The following is a 13,221-nucleotide window of genomic DNA, read 5'->3' as shown; positions in this document are numbered from 1 at the left end:
TCACACTGACCGTATCCCGTAAACAAAAGACCGGCGCGAAGAGTTTCCGGGTGATTGCGGACGATCAATGTTTGCTCCAACACTGCTTGAGGGTTTGCAAAAGCAATGGTGACGGTGTCTAGTCCAGCGCGCGCTCTCTTTTTAACCATGCCAGAAGTTTGCTTTGAATCCAACCCCTTGGAACTCAAGAAAAGTGCGAAGGGCATTTGCTCGCGAGAAAACGTGTCAGCGATCACATTTATGGGTGACAGCGATCACGGCGAGCGCGCCTCGAAACGGTGTAGGCTGGAATTCAGCGTGCTGAGTGTTTTCGAGACGGCAAGGGAGTGGTGCGCACGAGGATTGGTTGGGATCGCTTGATATTAGAGATGTAACAGCCGCGCTGTGGACTCGTGTCTGAACCGCGGTGGTCGTGGAACACTTCGCGTAAGCAGCGGGTCTCAGAACAGTGCATTGCCTTGAAGCCCCCAAAAGTTGGCCCTTGTCAGCAGTCTTTGCAAGTGCTAGTCTGCGACATCCAAAGAGATGACGGAAACCGCAATGCAGCGTGTGACAGAGTTCCCGTTGTGGTTTTTCCGCTGCGGAGTTGACGGCTAAATGTCTCTAGAGGATTATTTGGCGGCAGCAGGGTATCCTAGCTAGGAGGCTGTTTTATGATTGACACCGCGACAAAAACGAAGAGAATAGTAGGCATGGCGAACGGTCGTCCACTGGCTCACCTGAAACAGGTCGATCCTGCAGTCTATGAATTGTTGATGAGACAGGAAAGACAGGAGCTAACAACTCTCAAGCTAATTGCCTCCGAAAACTTTGCTTCCCTAGCAGTTCTTGAGGCGACCGGATCAATCTTTACCAATAAATACTCTGAGGGTTATCCGGGAGCGCGCTACTACGAAGGGAACGACATTGTAGACGAGTTGGAAGAACTCGCTAAGACTCGGCTTAAGGACCTTTTCGGTGCGGAGCACGCAAATGTGCAGCCTTATTCCGGCTCGCCTGCGAATCAAGCAGTATATCGCGCGCTTCTCAAGCGGGAAGACAAGGTGATGGGGATGTCGGTCCCGGAAGGCGGCCATCTAACGCACGGGTGGGGTGTCAATTTCTCCGGAACGGACTACCAGCGTATCCCATACGGAGTTGATCACCGTACCGGGATGATTGACTACGACGTGCTGCGCGATACGGCGCTCCGTGAGCGGCCGAAGCTAATCTGGGTTGGCGGCACTGCTTATCCTCGCGTCTTCGACTATGAGCGCGCCGCCGAGATCGCGCGTGAGGTAAGCGCATATTTGGTTGCTGATATCGCACACGTAAGCGGGCTAATAGTCGCTGGTGCCCATCCAAATCCAGTGCCTGTTTGTGATGTGGTTACAAGCACGGCTCACAAGACTATGCGAGGTCCTCGTGGCGGATTCATACTAAGCCGCCTTGAGGATCGTTATCAGGAGCAATACCACGCGGATTCAAAATTCAATCTCGCAAAGCGAATCGATAGGGCCGTCTTTCCGCATCTTCAGGGTGGCCCACATATGAATACTATTGCGGCTCTTGCCGTGGCCCTTGAGGAAGCTACGACTAGGGAGTTTCGGGACTATGGCGAGCAGGTCGTTCGCAATGCGAACGCACTAGGTGTTGAGTTAATCAACCTCGGCTATCAGTTAGTGAGTGGTGGAACAGACAATCATATGCTGATCATGGATTTCCGGGATCGGCCCTTTTCAGGCAAAGATCTCGCGGTAGCCCTCGCTCAGGCAGGGATCATCACCAATTTCAATATGGTGCCAGGCGATCCCCGTAAGCCATCAGTTACTAGTGGTGTTCGAATAGGCACACCGGCAGTAACGTCGATGGGCATGAAAGAGCCGGAAATGGCCGTTATTGCGGGATTGATTGACCGAGTGTGCAATAGTCTCGATCGACCTTCCATTCACAAAATGGTTGCTGCCGATGTAGCTGAGTTATGCCAGCGATTTGCAGTTCCTGGTGTATGCGATCGAGGTGCGGTAGCGAGCAAGCCGCTAAGGCGACTTGAAAAGGTTCGGTAAAATCAAAAACGGTGCAATCATTCTCCTGCGACTCGCAACGACCACAACTTGCGGAGAGGGCTAACTGATGAAGTTTTCGTCCTTCGGTGTTAAGCCTCCAGGCTCTCTCGCTACCGCATTCCTTGCCACTTGTGACGTAGTTGTCATGTCGCAAACCCCGATCATGATTGGTAGGCGCTGCTAACGCGGCTTCGCAATCCGATTAAGTAATAACATTGGTTGAATACGTCAGTTTAATACGTCGATGGCTGGAGTATCTCGGATAGGCTGAAGTCTATGCTTGCTCTTGGTATAACGGGAGCCTCAGTTCAATGTGCTTATGTAGTGGACATCCTTTTGACAAAATAGTAGTATCGAGTGCCTTCGAAGGAGCCACCATAGTTCAGAAGTCAGATCTAATAGCAACAATTTGTTGGCTGGCCCCTTAACTTACAGGTTCAAGATGCAAGTTCTGGGTGATCTAATAAGCCTGCCACGGGATCGAACTGACTTACCTCTGCCTTGGTGGCATCGCGCGCCTCTGGGCTTCCAATCCTATACGCGATGTTACATATCGTTAATTGAAGGAAGGGAACGCCCGGTTGGTGATCTCATCGTGTCAGTGCTCGACCCTTTCCAGCGTCATCGGATGATACGCGTTGAGTGTCGTCGCCGGGATCAGCCCGGCGTCGTCGCTGGTGCCGTCGATGTAGTTAGCAATCTCAATATCGCGCTTGCCGAGTCAATAACAATGGAAGGAGGAGCGCTCCATGATATTACCTTGATATGTGAGCCTATGCAGGGCAGAAGAGCTTTCCCGGTCCGATCGCAATCCTTAAGGCGGACACTCACAGATCGGGGTTTTGAAAGGGTTCGTATCGAGCACTTTCCACAGCGACATGTCAGGTGGACCGATAAAGGCGAGGTTGAACACGGGTGGCTGATGCGCACCCGCTGGAAGAGAGAGATTGCCCGACGTTATGGGAGTCTAAGCAACAATATTGATTTGACCAAAGCTGTCGTTTCAGCCGATACGGATGAGCGCCTTCTCCGCTTCGTATTTCCTTATAAGGGAGCGAAAACCGTATCTATCGAGCATTCCGACCGGCCTGGAGCTTTGAAGGTGCTAACTCAAATTCTGGTTGACCGTAATCTCAACATACTATCCACGCTCTTAAGGCGCGGCGGAGCATCAGCGGGTAACGCTGTCCTAGTTGCCGTCTGTGAGCCGAAGGGTGGGAGCAACAGTGATGGTATTTTTGAAGGAGTAGAAACTGACCTTCTCGACCTTCCGCCAGAGTATTTGATAAAAGTGAACATGAACGATGGAATAGCTGGCGTTGATTCGGTTTACCCTCGTACTCCCGATGCAGTCGTTGCCCATGTTCCGAAGAACATTCTCTACCAGGTGCGGCATGAACAGAAACGCGTACCGGACGGCCAGATCCCAATCTTTGTCTCCCGTCGGTTTACTAGCGACTCTCGTGCCGAGCAAATTGCGCGCAGCGTTCGCGACAACCTGGTTGCTAACGGATGCATGGCGCTGGAGGCGTCCCCCGAACGAGAGCCAGAGGCCCCGGTCCTGATTTTTAATGAAGTCTCAGCGAAAATGTGGATCGCCGACGCTGCTATCGTTCTTGTCGTAGGTCTAAGTGGGTCCGACGTGCTGGGTAAGAATCTTCCATATGAAGCTGGATTCTTCCACGGGCAAAGCAAACCTGTCCTTCTCTTGGTGGAGGGTGGATCGGCTGATAGCCTGAGAGATTGGTCAAACATATATGGTATTTACGCGCCACATTTCGCTGAGGGCGGTCGCGCTTTTGATTCTGCCGCCGCTGATTCGATCCCTCAGTTAGTTAAGAGCTGGGTAGAAAAACTCCGACACTGAAAAGAATCTCCACTTTCGTCCATAATAGAGGCGGGTGTTTTGAGACACTGAAGATTCTTCGGGACGGTAGGATCTCGCGGCGCGTTCTATTGAAAGAACGTTCGGAAATTGTTCCTGGAGATGACCACCTGCGAAGCGAATTTTGGGGTGTCGGCAGGGAAGTTGGCATCGCGGTTGTTGATCTTTAGCTTGAGCGTAGTCCGGTCGCCGTAGTTCAGCGTGACCTGGCTTTGGGCCGGAGGAAGGTCTTGGGACTGGCCCCGTTTCAATACCAGAGTAGTCGGCTTGGCGTCATCGACCTGGTATTTGACCCAACTATCGCCGGTAGCTGCTTCGATCTTGACGAGGAGCGGCTCGCCAGCCGGCGCCGATGCCGGAGGCGAAGACGTTTCCGCGGGCGGCGGGGAAGCAGGCTCACCGGACGAGCGCGAGCCGGGTTGAGCCGCCGGCTGTTTCCCCGTTTGAGGAGCTTGCTTCGAAGGCGCATTCTTTTGCTCAGAAGAAGTGGCTTGCGATTCGGTTTCACCTCCCCCTTGATTGAGCTGCTTAACCAGAGCGATCACAATGATCACGATGAAAATCACAATTCCCGCGCCGATCACGATCGTCGGCCAGCTTGTGCGGGCAGGCGACTGACGAAAGGTGACCGGCTCGAAGCGGCGTGAACTCGCGGCAACGGGCGCTGCCGGTCTGGCGATACCGGATGAAGTGGGCGCCAGCTTGGTTATCTTCTCCGCCGGCGGGGTCTGAATGTTGGGTTGATCTGCTGGTTGTTGTTGCTCAATGGTCGGGCCCGCGACCTGTTCGAGATACAATCCTATCGCTTCGTCTTCGTTCATGCCGACGTGTTTGGCATATGCTCGGATGAAGGAGCGGGTGAAGATTCCGCCTGGAAGGATGGAGAAATTGTCCGTCTCGATGGCTTTCAGAAAGCGCGTGCCGATCCGGGTCGCTTCCGCTATTTCAGCAAGCGTGATACCGCGCTGTTCCCGCTTGTGTCTCAGTTCTTCGCCCAGTGTCGGCATATTAGCCGAGCGACCTCTCTAGCTCCTGCCATCAACTTGAAGGGGATTTGTAGATCGTCATCTTAAGACAAGGAGTTAAGGCTGTCAAGCAATCGCGCTGTGATGGTTATCTAGAAGTAGCCTAGAATTCAGTCTGTTGGCGATGCTATTGACGGGACTAGCAAAGACAACACAGACTAAAGTCCGTGCTACTTCGGGTGTGCTTGACGCTCTGCGCAGCAAGGACAACACAGACTAGAGTCCGAGCTACTTCGGGTGTGCTTGACGCACTGTGCACGTTTTGTTAGTTTCAGTCTCTCCGTGAGCACTCTCGCCAAAGCTCGCGCCCAAGCTCATTTAAAGCCGCAATTCTCGGAGGATTCTTATCTATGAATACCGAAGCACTAGGAATGATCGAGACCAAAGGATTCGTGGGAGCAGTGGAGGCCGCTGACGCAATGGTCAAAGCCGCCAACGTCGTACTTGTTGGCCGCGAGTACATCGGGGCCGGCTACGTGACCGTGTTGGTTCGCGGCGACGTCGGCGCTGTAAAGGCGGCGACCGACGCGGGAGCGGCTGCGGCCCGTCGCGTCGGCGAGTTGGTCAGCGTTCATGTAATACCGCGTCCCCATAAGGAGCTCGAGCAAGTGTTGGAATCGAGTGGGATCGTCAACCCTGGTGCGCAACTCGGCGGAGAAGCCCGCGGCCAGTTGACGGCTGGCGCGCAAGAGGACGGCAAGCGCTCGCTGTCTTCTCCTACCCCTTCGAAAGAGCGAGCTAAATAGGAAATCCGTAGTCCGTAGCAATTTGCCGGCTGCACACTTACGGACGGACTACGGACTCTTTGATTGAGCAGTTGTCATGAGCAGCGACAAGGACCTGAAATCCATCGAGCAGGCGCGAGAGCTTGTCGAACGAGCGCACGAAGCACAAAAGACACTAGGCGCGTTCGCACAAGAGAAAGTTGACGAGATCGTGGGCGCGATGGCCCGCGTAGCACTGGAAGACGCCTACCGCCTCGGCGAGATGGCCCACCTGGAAACTGGCTACGGTTCAGCGGCAGATAAGGCCAGCAAGAATCGATTCTCAGCCGAACAGGTTTATAACTTTATCAAGCCGATGCGTACCGTCGGCGTCGTTCGCCAGACCGACAGCATAATCGAAGTCGCTTCACCGCGGGGCGTGGTAGCCGCGATAATTCCTTCGACCAATCCGACCTCCACTGCCATCTTCAAAATCCTGATCGCCATCAAGGCTCGCGACGCAGTGGTGTTGAGCCCGCATCCGTCGGCTACCAACTGCATCAACGAGACAGCGCGGGTGATGCGCGAAGCGGGGGAAGCAGCCGGCTTGCCCGCAGGCGCGATCGGATGCATGACCGTAGCGACGATCGAAGGCACACAGGAGCTGATGAAGCACAAGCGAACCGCGGTGATACTTGCAACGGGCGGAATAGGCCTGGTGCGCGCGGCGTACTCTTCCGGCAAGCCTGCCTTCGGCGTCGGGCCGGGCAACGTCCCGGCGATGATCGAGCGCTCAGCCAATGTCTCGAAAGCTGTGCGCGATATTCTTACCGGCAAGTGTTTCGACAACGGGACCATCTGCTCGTCAGAGCAAGCGATCGTCGTCGAGCGGGCAGTCGACTCGCACGTGCGAGAGCGGCTGCTTGCCGAGGGCGCTTACTTCCTGGGCAAGGAACAACAGGACGCATTGACGCGGGTCGTCGCGACGGCCACTAACACACTCAATCCGAAGATTGTCGGCAAGAGCCCGAAGGTTATTGCTGAGATGGCCGGGCTCACGATACCCGACGGAACTCGCGTGCTGATCTGCGAGCTTTCCGGCGTGGGGCGCGATCATCCGCTGTCGATGGAGAAGCTCTCGCCGATACTTGCTTACTACGTGGTTGATAGTTTCGAACAGGGCTGCGAACGATGCGCTCAGATACTCAGATACGGAGGCATGGGTCACACCGCTTCGATCCACACCGAGAGCCGCGATGCCGCTCGCGAATACGGTATTCGCATGCCCGCGTCGCGAGTTGTGGTCAACAGCCCTTCGACGCACGGAGCGATTGGCTTCACAACCGACCTCGAGCCGTCGATGACGCTTGGGTGCGGATCGTGGGGAGGGAACGTTACCTCGGACAACATCTCGCCGCGCCATCTCCTAGACATAAAACGCATCGCGTTCGAGACGAAGCCGATCAATCACGCAGCCGCGCCGGCGCGGCCAGTAGCGCGGCCGGCGGCGACGGTCGATCGCGCCGAAATTGCCGCGCTTGTAGATCGGTTCCTGGCCGAACGCCGTGTTCAGCCACCCGCGCAACCGCTGTCGCAGCTTCCTAGCCCTGCCGGCACTTCGTTTGAGAGACCGCACCAACAGGCGCCATCGCAAGCTGCGCCGCCGGCGTCAACGAATCGAGCGAGCAACGGACGAGTCTACGATTTCGTCTGTGAGGAGGATGTGAAGCTCGCAATGGCGGCGCACGAGAAGATCTACATCAACGGCAAGACCATAATCACACCGGCCGCGCGCGAGCTTGGCGAAGAGCGAGACATATTCGCGCGAACCTAGGTGCGCTCCCGCAATTCCGTTGTGGGGTTGTGCTGGCCTGCCACGCGGCTATTGGGGATCGGAACGTTGACGGGCGGCTGGCGAACAGTTCACACGATGGGCGCGCGCATAACTAAACTCAAACCGGCCGGAGGATTCGCGGCGGAGACTGCCTGAGCAGCGACGCCTCGCTTCCTCCACCAGCCTGTTCGGGCCTTAATGTTGGCCCTAAGGCCAGGCGTCTCCTGAAGTATGGAAATCCCGCGGCAATCCGAAGTGTGGCCGTTGCGTGTAGTATGAAACTCCAAACGTTACGCGTGTCAATCTCGGGAATCTTCTGATGGAAGCGAAGAACTCCAGCAGGTTAGAGGGGAGGTTGTGGGAATGTGTGCTCGAGCGGGCTCTCAATTGTGAAGATGAAAGGCGAGCCGCGGCCCAGATCGCTCGCTACTGAAACCTGACCACTGTGCGCGTACGAGGTTGCTTGAATATCGTCAGCCGCAGCTTCCCGCTACCCTCGCACTTGCGCGAGCGCGGTTTTTTCCTGCGATTCAGTTCGATCGAAGGCTCCCGGTTAAGACCAGAGAATGCCGACGCTTTTCTCGACGCTTAGTACACGATAGCAAGACCGGTTCGTGCGGATATTCCAGTATGCGGGCAATCTATTCTTGAATGTCTAACCCTCGTGATTCGACTGAGAGGCAATAGCCGACTCCGACCATGCTCTCTATCCGAAGACCGAACGGCTGAAACGTCCGTCGCAGGCGATGAATGTGTACACGAAGGCTCAGTGAGTTGAATGGCGAGTCGCCCCACGCATAACGCCATATCTCTTCGGAGGGCACGATGCGATCGGCGTTGCACGCGAGCCGAGAAAAGATCAGAAACTCTTTGAGCGGAAGCGAAATCCGCTTTCCGCCGCAGGCGACGTAATAGTTGTCGTACTCTACGCGCAGGTAGCCATCATCGTAGACGTTTGCGTCTTGATCGTTGTTTGCGCGTGAGAGTTGCCTGAATGAGAATCTTGGTTCTGATGCCATTTGTTCGCCAAACCGGGGCCGGCCTGCTTGTTTCAAATTGCAAATCGGGATGGCTCACGCTCAAGTAGCCTCGGCGTGAGCCATCCCATACAGACAAAGCAAAGTCAGAGAACCCGACCGGCCTGTCCGTTTAGTTCTAAGGCTCGCTAAAACCTGAGCTTCAGCCCAAACTGCATCACGCGCGGCCCGCCTACCGTGTTTGTGATCGTTCCGAGATCAAGCCGGTCTTGCAGGTCGTTGTTGGGCGTCGCGAAGTTGACGTTGTTGAAGAGGTTGAAAACCTCCCAACGGAACTCGATGTTAACGTCTTCAACTATCCTCGTCGTCTTCGACAGGCTCACGTCAAATCGCTTCTGATTCGGCCCGCGAAGAACATTGCGCCCGATGTTGCCAAAGCCCCCAAGCGGGCTGGCAAGCACATCCTTGTTGAAGAAAGCCTCAGTCGGGTCGGCTCCCGTCCGCCTGAGATCGTCAAGTGTCGTGCCCGGTTTGAGGCTAGGACGCCCAAAGCCTAGCCGGTACAGTCCGCCCGCTCCGAGATTCAAAGAGAGCAGATCTCCCAGCGTTCGCGCTTCAGGCTCCGATGTAAAGATACTGAACGGAGTGCCGGACTGCGCCTGAATGAAACTGGCTATCTGCCAGCCTGTGAACAGGCGCGAATCGCTGCCGAAGCTTGGAATGTTGTAGACGAACGACAATGAGACGCGATGCGGCCGATCGTAGTCCGAAAGCGCACGGCTCGAGCGAACGTCTCGCTGATTGCCCTGAAGCACGAATCCGACGTTTGGAACGTCGGGCTTGCCGCCGCCTGCCGTCGAGCCGGGATCAGACGAGCTTGTGTCCATTGATTTCGAGAAGGTGTATGCGGCATTGAACTGCAATCCGTTCGACATCCTTTTCATCAAGCCAAGCTGCAATCCGTGATAGGTTGAATTGCCACTTGATGTGAGAAGCAGCGCTTCAGGTATGTTGAACCCGAGGCTCACCCCGCGAGCCTCGAACGGTATTATGACTCGCTGCGTGAGGTTGGGCTGGCCGTTCACAAGCGCAACCGGCTGGGAGAAGTTCAGGTCGATCTGGCCACTGAGCGGATTCGTGAATCCGAACGCCTTGCCAAGGCCGCGCGCGCGCGCCGTGCTTCCGGCATTGAGCGCGCCGCGCGGCGAGCCTGCCGCGACGTAAGCATCAACGAAACGCTGATAGATGTAGTCAGGGGTCGAAGGATCATTCAAATCGAATGGCTGATTGAACGCGAGAGCTTGCAGCAGCTTTGTCCCCTTAGTCCCAACGTATCGCGCTTCGATGAGCAGATTCTTGGCTAGCTCGTGCTGGAACCCCAGATTCCATTGCTGGATGTAAGGCGTGCGCAGGCCGCGGTCTATCGCCCGAAACTCGAACGTCTCGGCGATGTTACCGAGGGTGGGCTGTCCGGTGGCAGGATCATTCGCGTTGAGCGTGCCGTCCGCGCCTCTTGTCACGCCGGTGTTGTCGCGTATCTCATATACGCCGCTTCTGAGGATAATCCTGAACGGCAGGAACTGGCTAAACGGCAAGTTCGGATTCTGCTGCGAGAACGCGGTCAGGAAAGGAACGGCGTTGCTCGGGGCTGTCACTTCGATCTCGCGCAGGAATGGATAGTTTGAAAAGATCGTGTTGACGAACGCCGCAGATGGACGGTCAAAGAAGATTCCGTAGCCGCCGCGAACGACCAGACGGCTTGAGTCAAATGGGGTCCAGGCAAATCCTAATCGCGGTTGGAAGTTGTTCAGGTCCTCCCCTTTCAGCGTGTGGTTGTTATCGATTTTCACCGCGGTTGCGACCGTTGCGTCAATTGCGCCGAAACCCGTGGACTTTACATTCTTAGGCACGATGAAAGCGCTCGGCAAAAGGTTCGGTCCGACCTGCTCGAAATCCACGTTGCCGATGCGGCCGTTCTTTTCGGTGGGCCAAGCGAACCAGTCCCAACGCAGGCCGGCGTTGAGCGTCAGACGGCGCGAGACTTTCCAGTCGTCAGCCACGAACCAGCTCAAATCGTGCATGCGGAAATTCTTTTCGGTGATGCCGAACTGGGTATCGCCTTCGGTCGTCAACCCTCGAAGCAGCGACGTGAAGCCGCGCTGTTTTTCAAACTCGGTCTGCTGCTCTTCCGGCAAACTCGTGTCATAGAAGTGCCGCTTGTACTCGCCGCCCAGTCGCAGCGTGTGCGCGCCCCGCGTGTAAGAGAGAATGTCCGCTAACGTATAGGTCTGCTGCTTGCGCGTGTTGTAGGAGTCATTCGGGTATCCGAACGAGAAATTGAAATTCGGAGCGGCCGTGTAGTGTCCGAGACGGCGTGTGGCCAAGCTGTCGTCGAACAGCACGGAAGGGTTGAATTGCTGAATCGGCACCCCTGTCCCCTCAAGCACGCTCTCACTTGTGATGCCGTCAAACTGCGCGGCGCCCTGCCGCGTGTTATTCAGCTTGAAATAGCCAAAGCGCGCTTCGTTGACGGCCCGGCTGCTTATCAAGTGAATGTCAGAAACGGAAAGCGCCCGCGCGCGGTCATTACGCTCGAGGGTAAACGGGGATGCAAGGCTCGATGGATCCGGAAAGGGATCGAGGCCGGGGAAATTCGAGAAGAAGAATGTGACGGCCAGCTTGTTAGCCGTCGTCAACTGCGTATCGTTGCGAAGGGTGAACTGGTCTTGCTCGAACTCAGCGGGAAAGACCTGACGCAAGCGCGCGAGCGGATTTCCTTCAAGATCCACCAGCGGGACCCCATTGGCGTCAACCAAATCCTTTACTCCGGGAAGGCTGCTCGGCGCAGGGATGATGAAGCCGCCTGTTGCCGGATTCTTGAGGTTAAGCAGGTTCAGCGCAAACCTCGACACCTGCGAAGCGTTGAGGTTAAAGCCGGGATTGAGTTGCTTGAAAGCACTGATCAAAGCCGCAGCCGAGCGATCAGTTCCGACTAAATCCAATGCGCGCGGAAGCAGAGTGATGCTCTGCGCGGTCGGCACAAACCCAGTCTTGGCCTGCGTTCGCTGGTAGCTTCCGAAGAAAAACGACCGCTCTTTGATGATAGGGCCGCCAATAGCAAAGCCGCCTTCATTGCGGCGCGCCACCGGCCGGTTGATCCCGTCTTTGTTGTAGAAGAAGTCGTTCGCGTTGAACTTCTCGTTTTGAAGGAACCAGTAGAGTGAGCCGTGGAAGTCGTTGCCGCCCGACTTGGTTATCAACTGGAAGTTCCCGCCGCCGCTCCGCCCGGTTGAGGCGTCATAGAGGCTCGTCTGCAGCTTGACCTCCTGAAGCGTTTCAGGTGCGGGCGAAATGTTGTCCGTAAGCGAGCCTTCGTTCGAGGTGATGTTGGTGGTGTCAACGCCGTTAAACTGCAGGCTGTTTGACGTGGGGCGCAAACCGTTTACCGACGGCGAGAGATTGCCATTGCTGTTTGTGAGCACTGGCGGAAGGTCTGCGCTCACGCCTGCTTCGGCTGACAGCAGGTGAGTAAAGCTGCGCGTCGACGAAGGCACTTCCTGTAGCTCGAGCGAGTTGAGCTGACGGAAGGTTGTAGCTGTCTCGCGCTGCAACACCTCGCTCCCGGCAACAATGTTTACCGCCTCCTGGATCGCGCCGGGCTCAAGCTTGATATCGACGGTTCGCGGGACTGCCGCTTCGACCTCGACTCTCTCAGCAATCGCCTTCTTAAAGCCTGTGGTCTCAACAACGAGAGTATAAGTGCCAACATCAAGGGCGGTAACCTTCCATCGCCCTTCATGATCTGTGGTGACACTCCTGCTGGATTTCGTCGCGGCGTTGGTGATAGTGACGGCGGCGCCAGCCACCAGTGCGCCGGTTTGGTCGGTGACCGCGCCGGTCAATGTGCCGGTCGGACCCGACTGCGCCCAGGTCTTGGACCACGGTGTGGTGAAACCTGATAGCAGCAAGAAGACGATTAGTGTCTTCGCTAGTTTCTTGTAGAGAAATGGGCGGATATGCGTAGTTCTTGGCTTCATCAGTCTATGCCTCCTGCTCATGTTGAGAGAATTGTTTGCCTGGTTAGTCGATTCAAGTCGCCTGCGCAGACAACCCAGGTGGAAACGGCGAAAATTGGTATGTGTGTCGCCGCTTCAGCTTTGCAATCTGGCCATTCAGATGGCGGAGTCTAGCAGGGCACGGTTAATGAGTTATGAAGGTGACGTTAAATAGATGTGAAAGCTTTGCCGATGGAAGGTCATCTTACGAACCCGCAGAGTTCACAACTATTTCAACAAGAATTCATACTCTGATAACCCTGCTCGTTTAGATTTGCTTCATGGCAGGAATCACAATGGAACATACAGGGTTGCAAAAGATGTCAAAGAAGGTAGAGAAGAAAGCTAGACGGCTGGTGCGCAAAGCTGAGAATCGAGCCATGGTTATTCGCCGCGTGGTCCGAGACTATAACGATGCCGAGCGCATCTCCACGATTGGCGGCAATGCGCGCCAGCTCGAGCGTCAGAGGCAAATCGAACAAGCGGTGATGAAGTACAATCAGGCGAACAAGGCGATCGGGCGGCTTCGCAAGAAGATTCAATTGAAGGATAGGGATCCCCGCGATTTCCTACGCGACCTTTGAATCACTAAAGTGCCCATACTCTATTCTCCGTAGGCGGTATCTCCGGCTGGCTATGCTGTGTTCGCACAGGTGGCCAGTTACTGGCTGCTCCGATGGTCTTAAGGCGCGGATG

General features: G+C 55.7%; 7 protein-coding genes and 2 pseudogenes. 6 read left to right on the top strand and 3 right to left on the bottom strand.

All coding sequences use genetic code 11. The features are described from left to right. Positions 1 to 692 precede the first annotated feature (692 nt). Together glyA and AABO57_03380 are read left to right on the top strand one after the other, a co-directional pair. A complete protein-coding gene (gene glyA / locus AABO57_03385) occupies positions 693 to 2,045 on the top strand; it encodes a serine hydroxymethyltransferase (protein MEK6284762.1) in 1,353 nt (450 codons plus the stop codon). Between the two features lie 922 nt (positions 2,046 to 2,967). Continuing rightward, positions 2,968 to 3,912 (top strand): hypothetical protein, encoded by a 945-nt coding sequence (locus AABO57_03380; GenBank protein ID MEK6284761.1) that lies wholly within the window; start codon positions 2,968 to 2,970, stop codon positions 3,910 to 3,912. An 86-nt stretch (positions 3,913 to 3,998) separates the two neighbouring features. On the opposite strand, the gene AABO57_03375 is transcribed toward AABO57_03380, so the two are convergent. Next, on the bottom strand, positions 3,999 to 4,937 hold the full coding sequence (locus AABO57_03375; GenBank protein ID MEK6284760.1) for a helix-turn-helix domain-containing protein: 939 nt from the start codon (positions 4,935 to 4,937) through the stop codon (positions 3,999 to 4,001). Between the two features lie 368 nt (positions 4,938 to 5,305). On the opposite strand from AABO57_03375, the pseudogene AABO57_03370 reads away from it, so the two are divergent. From AABO57_03370 to AABO57_03360, 3 genes and pseudogenes are all read left to right on the top strand, one after another. Further along, positions 5,306 to 5,569: pseudogene (locus AABO57_03370) on the top strand (BMC domain-containing protein). 208 nt (positions 5,570 to 5,777) lie between these two features. Further along, a complete protein-coding gene (locus tag AABO57_03365; GenBank protein MEK6284759.1) occupies positions 5,778 to 7,493 on the top strand; it encodes an aldehyde dehydrogenase family protein in 1,716 nt (571 codons plus the stop codon). A gap of 18 nt (positions 7,494 to 7,511) precedes the next feature. Beyond that, a pseudogene (locus AABO57_03360) lies at positions 7,512 to 7,643 on the top strand (inorganic phosphate transporter). A 491-nt stretch (positions 7,644 to 8,134) separates the two neighbouring features. On the opposite strand, the gene AABO57_03355 reads toward AABO57_03360, so the two are convergent. Both AABO57_03355 and AABO57_03350 read right to left on the bottom strand, forming a co-directional pair. Then, complete coding sequence (locus tag AABO57_03355; protein MEK6284758.1) at positions 8,135 to 8,512, bottom strand: winged helix-turn-helix domain-containing protein; 378 nt, start codon at positions 8,510 to 8,512, stop codon at positions 8,135 to 8,137. 146 nt (positions 8,513 to 8,658) lie between these two features. Beyond that, the gene (locus tag AABO57_03350) at positions 8,659 to 12,507 is read right to left on the bottom strand and encodes a TonB-dependent receptor (protein ID MEK6284757.1); all 3,849 of its coding nucleotides are present in this window, start codon (positions 12,505 to 12,507) and stop codon (positions 8,659 to 8,661) included. A gap of 314 nt (positions 12,508 to 12,821) precedes the next feature. On the opposite strand from AABO57_03350, the gene AABO57_03345 reads away from it, so the two are divergent. Then, positions 12,822 to 13,109 carry a hypothetical protein gene (locus AABO57_03345; protein ID MEK6284756.1) on the top strand — a complete coding sequence of 96 codons (288 nt, stop codon included), beginning with the start codon at positions 12,822 to 12,824 and terminating at the stop codon, positions 13,107 to 13,109. The last annotated feature ends 112 nt before the right edge of the window (positions 13,110 to 13,221 follow it).

Source organism: Acidobacteriota bacterium (genome assembly GCA_038040445.1).
GTDB lineage: Bacteria > Acidobacteriota > Blastocatellia > UBA7656 > UBA7656 > Onstottus_A > Onstottus_A frigus.
Note: the sequence above shows the minus strand (reverse complement) of the source record. Positions and strands in the feature narration are given on the sequence as shown.

Bases quoted from the DNA above. Each gene is read 5' to 3' on its own strand.
- glyA (MEK6284762.1), top strand. From the start codon at position 693: ATGGCGAACGGTCGTCCACTGGCTCACCTGAAACAGGTCGATCCTGCA.
- AABO57_03380 (MEK6284761.1), top strand. From the start codon at position 2,968: ATGCGCACCCGCTGGAAGAGAGAGATTGCCCGACGTTATGGGAGTCTA.
- AABO57_03375 (MEK6284760.1), bottom strand. From the start codon at position 4,937: ATGCCGACACTGGGCGAAGAACTGAGACACAAGCGGGAACAGCGCGGT.
- AABO57_03365 (MEK6284759.1), top strand. From the start codon at position 5,778: ATGAGCAGCGACAAGGACCTGAAATCCATCGAGCAGGCGCGAGAGCTT.
- AABO57_03355 (MEK6284758.1), bottom strand. From the start codon at position 8,512: ATGGCATCAGAACCAAGATTCTCATTCAGGCAACTCTCACGCGCAAAC.
- AABO57_03350 (MEK6284757.1), bottom strand. From the start codon at position 12,507: ATGAAGCCAAGAACTACGCATATCCGCCCATTTCTCTACAAGAAACTA.
- AABO57_03345 (MEK6284756.1), top strand. From the start codon at position 12,822: ATGGAACATACAGGGTTGCAAAAGATGTCAAAGAAGGTAGAGAAGAAA.